The sequence below is a fragment of the Roseiconus lacunae genome (assembly GCF_008312935.1).
Classification (GTDB): Bacteria; Planctomycetota; Planctomycetia; order Pirellulales; family Pirellulaceae; genus Stieleria; species Stieleria lacunae.
In genome coordinates, this window is record NZ_VSZO01000011.1 from 23,736 (window position 1) to 41,619 (window position 17,884).

Sequence of the window (17,884 nt, forward strand, 5' to 3'; positions counted from 1 at the left end):
AAGGAAAAGCTGGATCAGCCAGGACTAAGAGAAAGCCAAAGCAACACCGTTTTGCCAAGAAGCGAGCCGCTACACGTCTCAGGTTGAGGGGCATGAACGCATCCTGGCTGACCTCTAAGCGAAGTTTGAGCCAGCCGGAATTGCGACCAACGCGTTGCGAGAACGCTTGTTAGAAATCGAAGATCGCTTGCTCGTACCGTGAAAAGCATGCAGCTGGACAACCCTGATCGCTATTCATCTGGCCGTTAAAACTTGTCGATTCGTCGGGCGTAGCAACCTCGGCGATACGGCAATCAAACGTCTCCTCCAACCCCTTTGAACTTATCCACAAACGCTGAGATCCTCTGGAAAACGCTTTGCTTCTTCGTGAGGTACTGAGGATTGAGCGGACTCATTTTTGGCAAGATCGCATTCAGTTCCGTGCCATTTTCACTGGCGTACTCCCGTCTGAGCGAGATGCTGATATACCGCTTTGCCGCTTCTTCGTTCAGGTTCTCGTCAGTAATAAGTTCGCCGGCTTCCCGCTGCTGTTCGGCCCGAGCGAAACCGAAAAAAGCCTCGATCACACTGGCTTTGTCAGGAAGTCCATCCAAGTCGGCCTGGTTAATGAAGTCGACGAACGAAGAAAGGGGATGTGAACGAAGAAAGGGGATGTGAACGAAGAAAGGGGATGTGAACGAAGAAAGGGGATGTGAACGAAGAAAGGGGATGGGAACGAAGAAAGGGGATGGGAACGAAGAAAGGGGATGGGAACGAAGAAAGGGGATGGGGGTTTTAAAGAACATCTGGAGCCGAGGAAGACCGTTGCGCGTTCCATCAGAACGACTAGCCAACATCGTCAGCTACGGTACACATCGAATCACGAATGCTGTCGCGGAAGGCATCAACAGTAAGATCATGTCGATCAAACGCTGGGTAGGCGGCTTCCGAAACATCGGAAACTTCCAAACCGCGATCTTCTTCCACTGCGGTGGACTGGATCTTCTCTACCCACGATCATCCCGGATGGCCCCAAACACCTCTCGATAGGCGGCTACCAACAAAAATTTCGTAAGCCTACGCTGTAAAACGGCTGTACAATTCGTATGTGCTCCCTCTATCCGCTCCTAGGAAGTTGCGGCGGCAAGGAAAGCGTTAACTAATGCAATGCCAAATGGCCACTACGAAGAGTAAGACGCGATACGTACGGAACACGCCACGCATTGAGCTCACCTTAAACGGCCGCACGGACCGAGAAGTGATCCCGGTCGCGACAGTGTTTGGTAGTCGAACGCTCATCGATCGGAGTTAACGATCGATTATTCCCCCCTTCCCCTTTTCTCGTCCGGCCAACCGTTTGACCGAGAGATGCGGATGAGCGTTTGGGACAGGGTAATTCGTTGGATTGATCGGTTTCGGTGACTATTCGGAAAGCATTCACTGACTGTGCACAATTGCCGAGGTTCCTTCACCGTTCGTGATCAATTAAACAACATCCAAACTTACTGAGGTTCACTTCCGATACTTCTTGAAGTTCTCAGCCTGCTCGTAAATTTCTTTGTAGACCTCGTCCCGGTCGACGGGTGGGTAGCCGTGGTCGGCTAGGACGAGGATGAGATCGACTTTGAGTTCGGCTTTGATGTCATCACGCCTGCTCCAGTCGGTGTATTTGACTTTGTCATCGACGACCAGCTTTACGGCTTTGGATAGTTCGATCAGCTTGTCTTCGGGGTAAGTGAAGTCGTACTTGATGGCGAGGGCTTTGAGGATGTCGTAGAAGGCTTTTTCTTCGAGGTTGATCCCAAGGTCGTCACCGGCATCTAGTTCTCTTTTGAGTTCGCCAATCAAATCGACAATCTCATCTGAGAAGTCATCGAGTACGTCGCTGACCAGAACGCTTTCTTCATCCCGTTCGTTGTAGCGATCGACCAGTGATTGGAACTTCTTACTGAACTCGATCCCCTTGGAGCGATTTGTCTTTTTGAAGTCCTCAATGGCCTTGGCCAACAGTTGCTGGAGGATCTTGATCTTCGTGTTCGGCAGCTTGATCTTCTCGATCTTCGCGAGGTAGTCATCGTCGAAGATGTCGATGCCGTCGACCGTGCCCATAGTGAAGATCTCTTCGACTCCGTCGCTCTTGAGTGCTTCGGCGATCATGTCGCGGACTCGTGCATTCATCTGAGCGGCGTCGGGGGCGTTACCTTTCGTCAGCTTGTAGACGATCGAGCGAACGGCCATATAGAAGTGAATGTGATCACGCTCGCTCTCGGTTAGGCCCTCGCTGCCACAACAAATGTCGTAGGCGGCTTTCATCCGCTGAACCAAAGCCATGAAACGCTTCTCGATCTTGTCCGTAAGCATGACGTATTCGGACGCACGATTGAGGCAAGCAAGCTGGCTGACAGAATCGCCGTTGAAGTAGTCCGAAGTGTCGAACTTTTGAAATAGCTGGCGAAGCAGGTCCAGGTGGTCTTTCACGGTCACGACGGATTGTTGGATGTCCTCGATGTTCCGCTCGTCGGCTTTGTTGTAGTGAGCCATCGCCAGATTCATCTGAGACTTGATGCCGATGTAATCGATCACCAACCCTTTTTGCTTCGATTCAAACTTGCGATTCACGCGGGAAATCGTCTGAATCAAGTTGTGCCGTTTGATCGGCTTGTCGATGTAGATGCTATCCAGTTCGGGCACATCAAATCCGGTGAGCCACATATCGACCACGACCGCAATCTTGAAGTTGGATTTCGCGTCCTTGAACTGGCGTGCAAGTTCTTCGCGATACTCTTTGCTGCCCAGCAGATCGTACAATTCCTTGTCGTCGTCTTTACCGCGAGTCATGATCATCTTGATCCGCTCCATCGGCTTGATCTTCTTGCGCTCGGCCTCGGATAGCACAATCCGACCGCCGATTGTCGCTCGGATCTCCGAGCCGTCAGCGTTTTTAGGCGACGCTATCAACTTGGAAAGTTGAGCGACATTGACGCCTTCGGCGCACTCGCGGACTTCGTTCCACTCCGGACGCAGGGCGATCACTTCTTTGAAGAAGTCCCAGGCGATCTCGCGTTTGCTGCACACGAACATCGCCTTGCCTTCAACCGTGGCGCCTTCCTCGACTCGTTTTTCGTAGTGAGCCACAAAGTCGGCGGCCAGAGCCTTGATGCGGTCGGGATTGCCCAGGATGGCGTTCATCTGGGCGGTGGCTTTCTTGCTTTCCTCGATCTGGTAATCACTCGCTCCTTCGTCGGCACAGCGCCCGTAGTAAGCTTCGATCTCCTCCAGCTTCTTGTTGTCCAGCAATACCTTGGCCGCGCGGCCCTCGTAGACGATTGGCACGGTGATCTCATCCTTCACTGATTCAGACATCGTGTACGAATCGACCACTTCGCCGAAGACATCCAGCGTGGCATCGATCGGTGTTCCAGTGAAACCGACGTAGGTAGCGTTGGGCAGCGAATCGTGCAGGTACTTGGCAAACCCATAGGTCTTCTTCACACCTTGTTCAGTGACTTTGACCTTCTGATCCAGTTTGATCTGACTGCGGTGTGCCTCGTCGGAAATGCAGATCACGTTGGAACGTTCAGTCAGCAACTGAGCGTCTTCGGTAAACTTGTGAATCGTCGTCAGGAATACGCCGCCGCTCTTGCGTCCGGCCAGCAACTCGCGGAGCTTCTCGCGGCTTTCCACGCTCACGACAGTTTGATCGCCGATGTAGTTCTTGGCGTTGGTGAACTGTTTCGACAGTTGATCGTCCAGATCCGTGCGATCGGTGATCAGCAGGATCGTTGGGCTCTCAAATTCAAGGCTCTTCATCAACAGCCGCGTCAGGAACAGCATCGTAAAACTCTTGCCGCAGCCGGTGGCCCCAAAGTACGTGCCACCTTTGCCGTCGCCATCGGGCTTGCGAGCCTTGAGGATGTGTTCATACAACTTGCACGCCGCGTAGAACTGCGGATACCGACAAACGATCTTCACTTCCGCCTTGGAAACATCCGGAAAGTAGATGAAGTGCCGGATCACCTGCCGCAAACGTCGCTGGTCAAACAAGCCATGCAGCATCGTATGCAGCGAATTGATGCCGTCTCGCGTGGCGGATTCTTCGCCTGTGATCTTCTGCCATGTGTAGAAAAACTCGTAGTCCGCAAACAACGAGCCCATCTTGTTGTTCACCCCGTCGCTGATCACGCACAAGGCGTTGTACTTCATCAGTTCGGGGATGTCGCGAGCGTACCGGATCGTCAGTTGTTTCCACGCGTCGTGCAAGGTCGCGTTCTCGCGGATCGCACTCTTAAACTCCAGCACCACCAGCGGCAAACCGTTGATGTAGAGAATCCCATCCGGAATTCGCAGTTCGCGGCCTTTGATCTCCAGTTGGTTGACGATTCGGTAGATGTTGGTGTCGTCGCCAGGAACCTGGTAGGCAGCAGGAGCCTCGGCTGCGAGCGAAGCTTCTTCGTAGCCGGAGTCGCCAGACTTCGGGCTTTGGACGTGGGATGCCTGAACACTGGCGAGTCCAGCTACGTTGTCATAGTCGATCAATTGGATGTAGAGATCCTTCTCGTCGCGGTCTTCGCGTTTGAGCAGGAAGCCGTCCGAGACCCATTTGCAGAGCGTTTTGTTCGAGTCGTAAAGATCGGCGGCGTTGAGTGCGTCAAGCTGCCGAAGGATCGAATCGATTTCGTTCGCCGTGATGTTGTCGGCAGCGTAACGCTTGGCCAGATAGTCGCGCAGATCGCTGCGGATCAGGACATCGCCGGGCTCGCGATCGATCTCGGTGCCAAGTGTGTGCGGATAGCCTTGCTCACCCAGCAGGCGGATGATGGCTTCTTCGAGTTTCGCTTCGGTGAATTTCACGATCGACCTATGTTAATTTCAACGCAAAGTCGCGAAGGCGCAAGGACGCAAAGGGGATGCGCTCGCCGTGAGTGAGTTTTCTTTGCGACTCTGCGTCTCTGCGTTTTCATAATTCATTTACGACACGGTGAATTCCGTCTTTAACGAGTCTCTCGCCAAAATTGATGACCAGCCCCAGTTTGAGGTTCTTTAACCGCAGGTAAGTCAGAAGCTGGGTGGCGAAGATTGCATTGTATTGCGTCACCGCCTTGCATTCGACAATGACGAGGTCGTTGACCAGCAAGTCGATCTTGAGTGGCGTAGCGAGGGTGACGTCTTTGTACTGAATTGGAGACGGCACTTGTCGACGGACGTTGCAGCCTTGTTGTGTCAACTCGTAGGCAAGGGCTTCTTCGTAAACGGATTCAAGCAAACCAGGCCCGCCGAGTGTTCGGTGCACTTCAATGGCAGAAGTGACGATTGTTTTGCTGATCTCGTTTTCGGTCATGTGCTTCTGCTCGGTAATAATTTTTTAGCGCAAAGTCGCGAAGGCGCAAGGACGCAAAGGGGGAGCATTTCTACCTACAGTCTATTCTTTGCGACTTTGCGACTTTGCGCCCTTGCGTCTCTGCGTTTTCTTTGTCCGCCCGCATCATACGTTGTCCGCCACCAGTTTTTCAGCCTCGGGAATACGAAGTTCACCTGAGAGCAGTTTGGGGAGCAGCGTGTCGCGTAGTTTGGCGAGTGACTTGGATTCACGTTTGAGAGCCGTGATTTTTAAAGTACGCGGTGCCGGATTGGTCGTACTGTTCCAATACCTCTGTTTCATCCGGCAAAGCCAAGAAGTACGTTTCAAAACATGAGCCTTGAACTCGCTGTCGACCAGACGACCCAACCATATTCGCAACACCATGCGCGCGGAAGTTTTCGTCCCGTACAAGCGCAGCGATGAATGGCATTCCGACTCCATCCTTTTTCCGCAACACATTGAATTCGGTCGATCCGAACCCAATTTCTCCGTCATCCAAGAAGTCAACAACTCCGGCCTTTCCGTTCTCAATGCATGGTGTGATTCGAGCCATTAGCACGTCGTTGCTCTCGAACTTTGTACCGCCCGAATACGCCTTCTCAGTGATCCCACCGACCGCAAAGCCAGATGTTGGAAGCGCTTTCATGTCTGCGTACTTCGCAACAGTTCCCTTCTTCAAACTAACCGTTGGATTAATCGACATTGAGTCTTTGACGGAAGTTGCCGTCCATCCCTCAGGGATCCAGCCCATTTCTTCATCGAAGGCGAAGGTGGCGGGGAAGAGGCTGCGGAGGTTCTCTGGGAGTGGCTTTCGCTCGGGGCCGAGGGCGCGGCGGGTTTCGGCTCGGGCGGCCAGTGGCTCGGGGATGCAGTGGCCAGCGGCCAAGGCATTGTCGATCACCGGATCAAAATCCACAAACCAACTCTTGAACAACGCCCGCGCCATCGACTCCAGCGTCTCATTCATCCGACGATTCAACTCGATCTTGTCATCAAGCGTCCCGAGGATGTGGGTGATGGCTTGTTGCGTCGCGGAACTTGGCCACAACACAGGAATTGGGTGAACGTGGTTTCTATTCAGCGTCGGGTTGGCAGCCCCAACATCCATTCGCTTGAGTTCATGAGCAATACTCTTAAAGAAGTAATAGACGAATCGAGGACTATTGCCTTTGAAATCCTTGACCCACAAAGTTGTATCGTGAGGCCAGAAATTCTCCTCCACGTAGAACACAGTACCCAGAGTCCCCTTTCGCCCAAGTACGACTCCAGGTCCGTCTACTCTTGATCCATTGTGGGAGCTTGACGTTCCACCCGAGGAAAAAACAGGAACTTCTCCGGGTTACTGTTGCTTCTTGGTTATGTCGAACCCTCTTTGAAGCGTGACTTCTGAACCAATTGTCGAATCTACGAAATCACTCTCCATAGCCAAGCACCTCCAGATTTTTCCGGATCGCTTGATCTAGCTTCTCCGCTTGTTCAAACAAATTCAAAACGCAAAGACGCGAAGGCGCAGAGGCGCAGAGGCGCAAAGATTTTGTTCTTGCTGTCTTGCTTTGCGCCTTTGCGACCTTGCGTCTTTGCGTTGAAAGCTACTCCCCATAACCAAGCACCTCCAGATTCTTCCGGATTGCTTGGTCAAGCTTCTCCGCCACTCCCATCTGCTCGTACAGCGTAGCGGTCAAGTCAGCCATCTTCGTCTCAAACGGAATGCCGTCGTCTTCCAGCGGAGCCGCGCCGACATAGCGTCCCGGTGTGAGGACGTAGTCGTTGGCTTTGATGTCTTCGAGGCCTGCGCTTTTGCAAAAGCCGGGTTTGTCTTCGTACTCGCCGTCCTTCGATTCGCCTCGCCAAGCGTGATAGGTTCTCGCGATCTCGGCGATGTCGCCTTCGGTCAGCTCTTTGCGCGTGCGGTCCACCATCGTGCCGTGGTTCCGCGCGTCGATGAACAACGTTTCGCCGTGTCGGGCACGGAGGTCGTTTCCGGACCGGCGGCTAGCGCCTTGCCGCTCACCTTTATTCTTGGTGATGAACCACAGGCAAACGGGAATCTGGGTCGTATAGAACAACTGGCCGGGCAGCGCGATCATGCAGTCGATGAGGTCGTTTTCGATCAGCTTCTGGCGTATCGCTCCTTCGCCGCTGGTGCTGGTGGACATCGAACCGTTTGCGAGCACAAAACCGGCGATGCCATTCTCGGACAGCTTCGACACCATGTGCAGGATCCAGCCGTAGTTGGCGTTGCCGGTGGGCGGCACTTCGTAACCGCTCCAGCGAGGATCGTCGCTCAGTTCGTCCGCGGCTCGCCACGCTTTCAGGTTGAACGGCGGATTGGCCATGATGTAATCCGCCTTCAGATCCGGATGCTGATCCTTGAAGAACGTGTCGGCGGGTACGTCGCCCAGGTTGCCCGAGATTCCACGAATGGCCAGATTCATCTTGGCCAGCTTGTACGTGGTGCTGGTTTGCTCCTGACCGTAGATCGAGATGTCTTTCTGGTTGCCGCTATGGCTGGTGACAAACTTGACGGACTGGACAAACATGCCGCCGCTGCCACAGCAGGGGGCGTAGATCTTGCCGCTGTAAGGCTCGATCATTTCCGCGATCAGGTTGACCACGCACTTGGGCGTATAGAACTCGCCGCCCCCTTTGCCTTCGGTCGCGGCGAATTTGCCGAGGAAGTACTCGTAGACGCGGCCGACAACATCCTCTTTGGAATCGGCAATGGTGTTGATGTTGTTGATGCTGTCGATCAGCGCCGCCAGCTTAGCAACATCGATGCCCATCCGCGAGAAGTAGTTGTCGGGTAGTGCTCCCTTGAGCGATGGATTGTTCTTTTCCACGGCATGCAGAGCACTGTCGATGCGAACGGCGATGTCGTCTTGTTTGGCTTGGGCCACGATCGTCGACCAACGCGAGTCTTCTGGCAGATAGAAGACGTTCTTCATCGTGTAGAACTCGACCATGTCCACATAGTCGGCCTTGCCGTCGTCGATGATCGTCTGCCGCCGCTCCTCAAATCGATCGCTGACGAATTTCAGAAAGATCAGCGAGAGGACAACATGCTTGTACTCCGACGATTCAACCGTGCCGCGCAGCTTGTCGGCGGTGTCCCAAAGCGTTTGTTCAAACGACTTCTTCGACTCGGTTGCCTTCTTCTTGGACGCGGTTGATTTCTTTGCCATGCGGGTCGATCGGATAACAGAAAAGACTGAGCTTTGAATACTTGGATGAAGGCGAAGAGTTTAGCAATTGGAGTTGTTCTTAACACGACCGGTTGCTCATTCGGCGTGCCCATTCATTGAATTCGGATAGGCAAACATCCAATGAGACCAGCGCGATTAAGATCGCTTGTGGTTTTACCATTCGGAGGCTGTTACTTGGGCGACGCAGTCAAGCCGGATGCTTGTCTTATTGGGGCGGTTTGCCGTTTAAAAAGTTTTCGGAATAACTCGAACACAGCGCTGGATGTGTTTCCGAGACAGAGGTAACTGTGTGGTCCCGTTGGCCAACGCGGAATAACGCGAACCCCAAACAAACGGAAACACGAACATGGCTACGAAGAAGACCGCCGGCACGACCAAGACCGCCCCCGCCAAGAATGCTTCGGCAAAGAAACCGGCCGCCAAGAAGCAGCCCGCGACCAAGACCGCCAAGACAACCACGGCGAAGAATCCTGCCTCGACGAAAACCGCCAACCAAAAGATGTCGCAGATCGACGCGGCCTTGGCGGTTTTAAAAAAGGCCCGCAAACCCATGTCTTGCAGAGAGATGGTCGAAGCGATGGCCAAACAAAAGCTTTGGACTTCCCCAGGCGGCAAGACACCGGACGCGACTCTCTACGCCGCGATCCTCCGCGACCTGCGAAAGGGCACCGACACGCGCTTCAAGAAGGCAGCGTCCGGCCGGTTCACGATGAAATAGGCCGTAGGGTGAATGCCCGCTGAATGGCGTGCGCGTAGTGGACGAGGTAACGAGTCCCTCACGTTCAGGACTCATGGCTTCGTCCACTACCGCCTACGGTCTCGCTAGTTCTACGAAGAAAACTTGCCGTTGCAAACTTCGCAGTAACCTAAGCCCCCGGTGTCCAGCCCGGACGCGGTGTGGAATGGATTTTGGGCGGGTCGTTTCCGGCGATCGCTTCGATTCGATCACGGGTTTCGTTGATCGCGGCGGCACCGCTGAGCGGTTCAAGTGAAATGCGAAAGCAGATCGTTTGCTCCGGTTCGATCGGAACGACGCGATTTTGCTGGGCTTCGAACGAACGGTTGTTTGGATAATTGGTTGCCGGTTCGAGCCCGGTAACATAGCCGTCTGATAGGTCGGCGGTGTTCTTCCAAATGATGAAGCGTGGCAGGGTTCGCGTCGAACTGGTCACCGCCAGTCCCCGATCGGCGTCCTTGTTGTGCAGCATCACCGTGGTTTGGTCCAGGTCGTCGCTGCGCAGCTTGGCGAAGTACACCCGTTCGGCATAGCCGGATTGTGGGCCATCGTACTCGTTCCAGCGATCGATTTCCCCGGCGGACAGCTTGTCCTTGGGCGCGAGTTCTTCGACCGGCATGACGACTTTTGCGCCTTCTTCCAAGACCGGTTGGCCGACGTTGATGTGGTACAGCAATTGAATCGTTGTCGGTTGTGATCCATCGTTGGTCACGTCATCAAGGATGTCGACCTTGGCGCTGCCCGCATGGACTCGGATGCGACTGACCATGCGAAGGTTGGCGAAGAACAATCGGCTTTCGCGAATCTCGCCGATCAATTCCAGACGTCCCGCCACTTCGTCATACTCAATGGCCAAACCATCGGCCGGCAGGTTGCCGATTCGACCATGCAGCGGGTATGCCAGCTTTCCCGAATCGTCGTGTTCGGGCGCACCATTGCTTTGCAGGCCACAGCGAGTCAACAGTTCGTCGAAGCCCTCGAGCCATCCGAGTCCGCTTTGGTCATCGATCGGCACCAATGACGGGTGGACCGGTCCATCAACCGGGGAGTCCCATCCGTACCGGGTGTCACGCGAATCGATTTTCCAAATCGCCATGCCGCGGGTCGGGAGCACATCCATGACGATCGCGCCAGTGTCGATCCGCACCACTTCGACACCGTCGGCGCGCCCACCAACAAAACGCCCGTGTTTGGTCGTGATCGTCGCCTCGGGAGTTTCGACCGAGACTGACAAGGGCGACTTGTCGTACCAGACGATGTTCTGAGAGCGGTCGTCGATCACTCGAAGCGTTCGCGTTTTCACCATGGGGGAATTCGTCTCGTTGTAAGAGCGGAAGAGAGTGCGGTCACACGGTGTGTGTTTCCGAACGTCGTATCGTTCACATTTCCGGGGCGAATCGGATCTCGCAAAGAGTCCAAGCTTCGGCGGAAGCGTCCCAGTGTCAACGATCAATCGGTCGAGTTCTAGGGCCTGCTTCGAGTTCGGCCGTTCGCGGCGACCGAAATCGACACCGCCACTCCGTTTCATGCCACTAAAAGGCGGGTAGCACAAACCGTCAAAGGTGTGTTCCGGAGGCAGGATTTCCTAGGCTGAACGTCACCAAGCGACGATTCGGCACGAATCGCAATCTGCTCAGAAGGGCATCCTCTGCCGAGATGGAAGCGGGATCTGTGAGAATCGCAACGGGTGCCAATTCGGCGAGATCTGAACGGGGGCGGTCTGATGTGCGACAAGTCGTCACGATGGGAACACTCGGTGCAGTCTCTCTGGCCTGAGTGACCGAATCGACCGATGCTTTTTCGGCGTCCTGCTCGATTCGAGGCGTTTCTTGGACGCTTTGCCTTCCGAGCATTCTTGCCGCCGCCGCCAGCAGTCAATACAACATGCGGGCAGACTAGCCGCCGCAAACACGCGAAATTTGGCACCCGCATTTCCCTCCAGAACCTCAGTTAGTCACCATCTATGACTCAAGTAAAGCTCGATGAAGGTCTCATCAAAGGCGATTCGGTCACGTCCATTCTCGATTCCGCGATGGATGCCGGCGGCGGCTTACTGCGGCTGACCCCGACCTGGGTCCCTCGATCATTTCTGCACCCCGGACGGCGCATCAAGTTGCACCCCGGCGATTACTATCGCTTCGGTGCCGACCGCGGCGGGATCGACGAACGTTGGTTTGGCAGCACGACCGATGCGGCTAACGACGGACGTGTTTGGCACGAAGGGCAAAGCTTCTGCTTGTTCGAAGGCCAAAAGTTCATGCTCAAAGACGCGGTCGCCGAGCGCGGCAATGATCTCGTCGGCGAAGCGATTTTTGGAAAGTACAACCGTTGGCCGGTCTACAGCAAATTCTTCGATAACATGGGGCCGATTCCCCATCACATGCACCAGTCGTACGAAGACGCGGCTTTGGTCGGCCAGGAAGGCAAGCCGGAAAGCTACTACTTCCCGCCACAACTGAACAACGTTGACAATAATTTTGCGTACACGTTCATGGGGCTCGAACCGGGCACGAAGCCCGAAGACGTGCGTCGTTGCTTGGAAAACTGGAACGAGGGTGACAACGGGATCTTGGACCTCAGCCGCGCTTATCGTCTGAAACGTGGGACCGGTTGGTTGATCCCGCCGGGCGTCTTGCACGCGCCGGGATCGCTTTGCACCTACGAACCGCAGTGGGGGAGCGACGTTTTCGGTATGTATCAATCGATCGTCGAAGGCCGCTATGTTCCATGGGAATTGCTGGTCAAAGATATGCCCGAAGAGAAGCACCAAGACCTCGATTTCATCGTCGGTCAATTGGATTGGGATAAGAACGTCGATACGCACTTCAAAGAGAGCAACTATCTGGAGCCGATCGTTGACAAAGATCGCAGCGGCGATGGCTATACCGACAAATGGATCGTGTATGGCACGGTCGACGGCGAACAGCGTTTCAGTGCGAAGGAGTTGACGTTGCAGCCAGGTGCGAAGTGCACCCTTCAAGATCCCGGCGCGAGCAGTTGGATCACCGTTCAAGGTCGCGGCCGGATGGGCGCACTCGATTTACAAACCCCCGCGATGATTCGCTTCGGTGAAAACACGACGGACGAGGTCTTTATCTCGCACGTCGCCGCGACCGGTGGAGTCGAAATTGAAAACCTGGGCAGCGAACCGTTGGTTGGCCTGCGCTACTTCGGCCCCGACACGCACAGCAACCTTCCTAAAGCCGGTAGCTGATCGACAGCCACTGCTTTCTTTCTCCCGATTTCCAGTTCGACATTTAAAGCGACCGAGAACGATGAAACTGCATAACGCCATGTGGCCCGGTTTGGTTGGTAAAGGCGACGGCCCCGATCAAGAGCCACCGATCAGTCTGGAACATATGCTGGACTTGACCGCTGCCGCCGAAGTTGACGGACGAAAGTTCGACGGTATCGATTACTTTTTGTTTTTACCTCACACCGACCCTGATGCGAGTGATGATGAGCTTCGGAAAATCGCCGATCTGATTCAGTCGAAAGGGTTTTCGGTCGGTTCGTTGGTTGCCCCGATTTGGCCCGGGACGGTGGGCGATTCGGCGATGGGAGAAAAGGAGCAAACTGATAAGTTCCTCTCTGCCGTTAAAATGGCCTGTCGTATCGCCGGTATCTTCAACGAGCATGGCGTTCGTCAGTACGGCGTGATCCGGATCGACAGCGCCGAGTTCGGTGTCGAAAAATGGCGAGAAGATCCGGAAACGAACACCAAAAAAATCGCCCAGACCTTCCGCGAAGCCGCCAAGATCGCCGCCGATCATGGCGAACGCTTGGCCGCCGAGGGTGAGATCTGTTGGGCGGGGATGCATAGCTGGAAAGACATGCTGGACTTGCTCGAAGAAGTTGGCATGCCGGAAACGCTCGGGTTCCAAGCCGACTTGGCCCACACGTACCTGTACTTGATGGGCTACAACGCTCCCGAGCACGCTTTGCTTAAAGATGGTTACAGCGACGAGGAATTCTATGCCGCCTACGAGCAAATGACTGACAAGTTGCGACCGTGGACCATTGATTTTCATGTTGCCCAGAACGACGGCGAAGTCCACGGGGCTGGTGACCACGATAAAACCGGAAAGCATTGCCCCGCCGATGATCCCAACGGCAAATTGGACATCGTCCGCTGTGCCCAGTACTGGCTGAAAGATGCCGACCAACGTGGCATCAAACACATCTGCTGGGACGGGTGCATGTTCCCCAACGAGACGTTGGAAAAACCAGAAACTTGGAACACGATCTTGGATGCGATGATCAAGGTCGATCAATCGATTTCCTGATCAAGCGTCCTTTCTGGTCCGAATTCGCGACGACACTCATCCACAACACCGAACTCTCTCGCCTATCGCAATCGAATGAAAACTTTGAATATCGGAATGGTCGGCTATGGTTTCATGGGCCGCACCCACAGCAACGGTTACTCGCAAGCGAATCACTTCTTTGATCTCGAATACAAGCCCGTCCTGAAAGCAGTCTGTGCTCGGAACAAGGACAAGGCACAGGCGTTCGCCGATCAATGGGGCTATGAATCGGTCGAAACCGACTGGAAAGAGCTGCTCAAACGGGATGACATCGACGCGATCGATATCTGCACGCCCAACAACTTGCACGCAGAAATCGCGATCGCTGCCGCCGAAGCCGGAAAGATGGTGCTTTGCGAAAAGCCGCTGTCAATGGATACCGCCGAAGGCATCAAAATGTGCGAGGCGATCGAGAAGGCCGGTGTGAAGAACACCGTTTGGTACAACTACCGACGCGTCCCCGCAGTGACCCTGGCCAAACAGCTGATCGACGAAGGACGCCTTGGCAAAATTTATCACTACCGAGCCAACTTCTTGCAGGACTGGACGATTTCCGAGGATGTTCCCCAAGGCGGTGCGGCAACTTGGCGTCTCGATGCCGATGCCGCCGGAAGCGGTGTGACCGGCGATTTGCTCGCCCACTGCATCGATACCGCACTCTGGCTGAACGGTGAAATCAGTGACGTCTCTGCCGTCACCGAAACGTTTATCAAACAACGCACGCACGCCGAAACCGGCGAGAAAAAGGAAGTCAAAATCGACGACGCGTGTGCCTTCCACTGTCATTTCAAGAACGGATCACTTGGGCTGTTCGAATCGACCCGCTATGCCCGTGGCCATAAAGCACTCTACACGCTGGAAATCAATGGTCAGAATGCTTCGATCCGCTGGGATCTGCATGACCTTCACCGTCTGGAGTACTTCGATCATGGCGACGATTCGATCGTTCGTGGTTGGAGAAGCGTTCATATCAGTGATGGCGACCAGCCCTACATGGGCAACTGGTGGGTTCCGGGGCTGAATATTGGCTACGAACACACGTTTATCCACCAAGTCGCCGACTTCCTGAAATCCCTCGAAACAGGTGAACCCTGCGAGCCGACATTCCGCACGGCACTGGAAACACAAAAGGTCTGTGATGCCGTTCTAAGCAGTGCTCAAGAGCGAGCCTGGAAGAACGTTTAGTCCAACGTCGGCATCGGAAATATGAATCTGCCGAATGGTGCTAGCCCCGGCTGTGTTGTCATCGCCGAGGCCGACGCGCGACGAACGATTCTAGGATTAGTCGTATGGTGTTAGCCACGGCTACGTTTCGGCAACCGGGCAAACGCCCGTCGGCTCAAACGTGACGTCTGGATCTGGGATCACACCGATGGTGATGTTCACGGTTGCGTTGGCGTGACCAACGCGAGTGCACTTCGGCGGACACGCCGGACCCAAATTAGGTGGATACGAGGCAACTAGCTCACAAGGCAGCTGTCTCAAAAGGCAGCTGCGTTCAACTCCATGATTCTTCGATAAATCGAAAGACGCGCCTTGGGCTGACGATGCCGAGTAGCTGTTCATCCATGTTGACCACAGGCACGTGCCGATGGCCGGCGATCGCGATCGCGGCAACGGCCGACGCAGACGGGTTTTCTGAGTAGACGATGGTGGGGGCTGCGGTCATGAAGTCTTCAACCGGCAGGCCACGCACACGTTCGTAGCGTTCGGCAACCTTCTCGAGCACATCGCGTTCGGTAAAGATTCCGATCAGCCGGTCCTCACGCGTTACCAGCAAGCTGCTGACGCCCGTCTCGTGCAATTCGGCGATCGCATCTTCGACTGACCGTTCGGCATCAATTGTCAGATAGGGCTGACTGCAGATCTCATCGACTTGGTGTTCGGCGAGGAACTCGGCGGTCGAGTCGCGGTACTCCGGAGGATCAAAATTGCTGAGTGGATCTGGGATGCCGACAGCGCCTCGGCCAGCAGGTGATTTGGGCGGATCCATTCTTTGGTAACTGCTCATTGCTCACGCACCTTCTCTCTGTAACATCCATGGCTTGCTACCGAGTCGCTGTACGGCGACTTGGCGGCCATAACAATCGCACAAGTAGTCCGCCAAACTGCGTTGGCCGGCTAGCCCGATCAACTGGCCGTCTTCGTCCGTGACGCAGACAAACCGAACCCCTTCGTCCGCAACCGCGTCCCAGACTTCACGGATCGGGGCCGAGCGTTTGACACAGCGAAACGCGCTGTCGCAATACTTCGACACCGGTGTTGAATCGAGGGAAGCTCGTTCGTGCAGCAGCCGAATAACGGATTGCTCGGTAAAGATCCCGCTCGGTTCCCATTCGCGTTCCACGATGACAGAACAACCCAAATCGTGAGAACGCATCAGAGCGATCGCAGCTCGGGCGATCGTGTGGCGGTTAACGACGATCGCGTCGCGGAGGGGAAGGTTCTTGACCGGTTCCGAATTTAACTCGTCTAAAAATCCCATGGCGTCGTCTCCTTAGCCAACATTGTTCGACGAAACAGCACTGAGAAGGTTGCATCTAGTGGGCCAAAGTTCGACGGGCACGTCCCGGTTGGTCTCGCCACCGCCAATAAGGACGCAAAGGCTATCCGCGGTCCGCTACCTGCCAATAACAACCGTTATGGGGCCATAAGAGAGGTGTGCGGATTGCGACCTAGTGAGGTTTTTCTCAATCAGGTGTCATTCGTTGCCAGAAGATTGTGCAAAAGTCTTGCGAGCAATGCGCGGGGAACGAGCGAGTCGAGCTTGATCGTTTAAAACATCCATGCACGACGTCGCTAATTGTGCTCGCCTTTGTTTTACTTGTTTTGAATCTTTAGCCAGCGAATCGGTATGTCGCCTCCTCCGCTAGACAGTCTTCCCAAGACCAGACGCCGTTGGACGCGGGCCATTGCAATCGGGTTAGCCGTTGTGTTGGCGTGTTCATTCATGATGTCGTTTGGCTATGCGTCGTTGGAACGACTGGGAATGCAGCCTCCCGCGTATGTCGCATTAGGAATCTTATTGATCGCGGCCGTTTTGTGGATCACCGAAGCGATCGAGTTGTTCGTCACTAGCTTGATCGTGCTTTGGCTCGCCGTCGTTTGGCTCTCGCCGGTGATGTCCGCTTCGGGGCTATCGGTTGATCGCGCCGATTTTTTCTCCCCTTTTTTTTCTGATGTCATCGTTTTGTTTTTGGGCGGATTTGCGCTCTCAGCGGCGCTCCGTACTCGGCGACTCGATCAATGGATTGCCGGTACGATCTTGTCTCGAACAGGTAGCACTCTTCCGAGTCTGTTGTTTGCGATCATGGTCGTGACGGCATTTTTATCGATGTGGCTTAGCAACACCGCGACGGCTGCGATGATGTTGGCGATGGTGTTGCCGATCACTGCGAATTTGGACAGTGGTGATGATCGGGGAAAAGCGTTGTTGTTGGCTGTCCCCTTTGCCGCCAATATTGGTGGGCTCGGTACACCGATCGGAAGTCCACCGAATGCGATTGCGATGCAATACATGAATGCATCGGGCATCGCCCCAAGTTTTGCTGGTTGGTTAATAATCGGCATCCCCGGAGTCGTCGGAATGCTAGGTCTCGCGTGGGCCTATCTGTACTATCGCTATCGCCGTGATGGAGAGTCGTTGCCAATGGTCCACCGACAGGTGTCGGTCGAAATCGATTGGCAATTCTGGCTGATCATCGCGACCGTGATGGTCACGATCGCCGGTTGGATGACAACCACGATTCATGGCCACTCTTCGGGAACGGTGGCTTTGATTCCGGTCATCGTTTTTTTCGCGACCGGGATTTTGAGGATTAGCGACCTTCAACAGATGTCCTGGGAAGTGCTGTTGATGATGGGAGGTGGACTCTGTCTGGGCGCGGTGATCGGTGCAAGTGGATTGGCGGATTGGATGGTCGCGCAGCTTCCCGTCACCGGTGTGAGTCTTTATGCGCTGACGTTCTGCTTCGCGGCGATAGCCTGTGCGATGTCTTCGGTGATGAGTAACACTGCAACCGCGAATCTGTTGTTACCGATTATCATCGGCATGAACCTGGACAGCCCCGCAACATTGATGATCGGCACCGCGTTTGGTTGTTCGCTCGCGATGCCGTTACCAATCTCGACGCCACCGAATGCGATGGCGTTTTCATCGGGCAAGATTCGGGTAAAGGATCTGGCCGTGCCCGGTTTCCTTTTGTCGGCGATCGGTGTGATCCTGTCGCTGACGGTCGGTTATTGGTGGTGGCATGTCAGCGGAATCGTCCACTAATAAGTCGAACCCGGCCATTTGGTC

At 54.8% G+C, this 17,884-nt stretch carries 13 protein-coding genes and 1 pseudogene; 6 read left to right on the forward strand and 8 right to left on the reverse strand.

Annotation, left to right across the window (positions count from 1 at the left end):
- Positions 1–293: 293 nt before the first annotated feature.
- Entirely contained in the window at positions 294–836 is a 543-nt protein-coding gene (locus tag FYC48_RS28420) for a type I restriction endonuclease subunit R, EcoR124 family (RefSeq protein ID WP_235034281.1), read from the reverse strand.
- Here FYC48_RS28420 and FYC48_RS28830 point away from each other — a divergent pair.
- On the forward strand, positions 766–1,029 hold the full coding sequence (locus FYC48_RS28830; protein WP_390622137.1) for a transposase: 264 nt from the start codon (positions 766–768) through the stop codon (positions 1,027–1,029). The genes FYC48_RS28420 and FYC48_RS28830 overlap by 71 nt on opposite strands.
- 462 nt (positions 1,030–1,491) lie before the next feature.
- Here the strand turns inward: FYC48_RS28830 and FYC48_RS15990 are convergent, their stop codons facing one another.
- The 4 genes and pseudogenes from FYC48_RS15990 to FYC48_RS16010 form a co-directional block, all read right to left on the reverse strand.
- Positions 1,492–4,830: a type I restriction endonuclease subunit R gene (locus tag FYC48_RS15990; RefSeq protein ID WP_149497738.1), complete on the reverse strand. Its 3,339-nt coding sequence runs from the start codon at positions 4,828–4,830 to the stop codon at positions 1,492–1,494.
- A gap of 106 nt (positions 4,831–4,936) precedes the next feature.
- Complete coding sequence (locus FYC48_RS15995) at positions 4,937–5,317, reverse strand: GxxExxY protein (protein WP_149497739.1); 381 nt, start codon at positions 5,315–5,317, stop codon at positions 4,937–4,939.
- 247 nt (positions 5,318–5,564) lie between these two features.
- Positions 5,565–6,611 (reverse strand): annotated as a pseudogene (locus FYC48_RS16005) (restriction endonuclease subunit S); the annotation flags it as partial.
- Positions 6,612–6,927: 316 nt separating this feature from the next.
- On the reverse strand, positions 6,928–8,520 hold the full coding sequence (locus FYC48_RS16010; protein ID WP_149497741.1) for a type I restriction-modification system subunit M: 1,593 nt from the start codon (positions 8,518–8,520) through the stop codon (positions 6,928–6,930).
- 367 nt (positions 8,521–8,887) lie between these two features.
- Here FYC48_RS16010 and FYC48_RS16015 point away from each other — a divergent pair, with 367 nt between their 5' ends.
- Positions 8,888–9,259, forward strand: coding sequence for a winged helix-turn-helix domain-containing protein (locus FYC48_RS16015; protein WP_149497742.1), 372 nt, complete (start codon positions 8,888–8,890; stop codon positions 9,257–9,259).
- Positions 9,260–9,407: 148 nt separating this feature from the next.
- Here FYC48_RS16015 and FYC48_RS16020 read toward each other — a convergent pair whose 3' ends face one another.
- Entirely contained in the window at positions 9,408–10,583 is a 1,176-nt protein-coding gene (locus FYC48_RS16020) for an aldose 1-epimerase family protein (protein WP_149497743.1), read from the reverse strand.
- A 657-nt stretch (positions 10,584–11,240) separates the two neighbouring features.
- On the opposite strand from FYC48_RS16020, the gene FYC48_RS16025 reads away from it, so the two are divergent.
- The 3 genes from FYC48_RS16025 (at position 11,241) to FYC48_RS16035 (ending at position 14,769) form a co-directional block, all read left to right on the forward strand.
- Complete coding sequence (locus FYC48_RS16025) at positions 11,241–12,491, forward strand: hypothetical protein (RefSeq protein ID WP_149497744.1); 1,251 nt, start codon at positions 11,241–11,243, stop codon at positions 12,489–12,491.
- A 61-nt stretch (positions 12,492–12,552) separates the two neighbouring features.
- The gene (locus FYC48_RS16030) at positions 12,553–13,563 is read left to right on the forward strand and encodes a sugar phosphate isomerase/epimerase family protein (protein ID WP_200836625.1); all 1,011 of its coding nucleotides are present in this window, start codon (positions 12,553–12,555) and stop codon (positions 13,561–13,563) included.
- A 75-nt stretch (positions 13,564–13,638) separates the two neighbouring features.
- Positions 13,639–14,769 (forward strand): Gfo/Idh/MocA family protein, encoded by a 1,131-nt coding sequence (locus FYC48_RS16035; protein WP_149497745.1) that lies wholly within the window; start codon positions 13,639–13,641, stop codon positions 14,767–14,769.
- 313 nt (positions 14,770–15,082) lie between these two features.
- On the opposite strand, the gene FYC48_RS16040 is transcribed toward FYC48_RS16035, so the two are convergent.
- Positions 15,083–15,595, reverse strand: coding sequence for a CBS domain-containing protein (locus FYC48_RS16040; RefSeq protein WP_149497746.1), 513 nt, complete (start codon positions 15,593–15,595; stop codon positions 15,083–15,085).
- A 3-nt stretch (positions 15,596–15,598) separates the two neighbouring features.
- Positions 15,599–16,069: a CBS domain-containing protein gene (locus tag FYC48_RS16045; protein ID WP_149497747.1), complete on the reverse strand. Its 471-nt coding sequence runs from the start codon at positions 16,067–16,069 to the stop codon at positions 15,599–15,601.
- A 369-nt stretch (positions 16,070–16,438) separates the two neighbouring features.
- On the opposite strand from FYC48_RS16045, the gene FYC48_RS16050 reads away from it, so the two are divergent.
- Entirely contained in the window at positions 16,439–17,860 is a 1,422-nt protein-coding gene (locus FYC48_RS16050) for an SLC13 family permease (protein ID WP_149497748.1), read from the forward strand.
- The last annotated feature ends 24 nt before the right edge of the window (positions 17,861–17,884 follow it).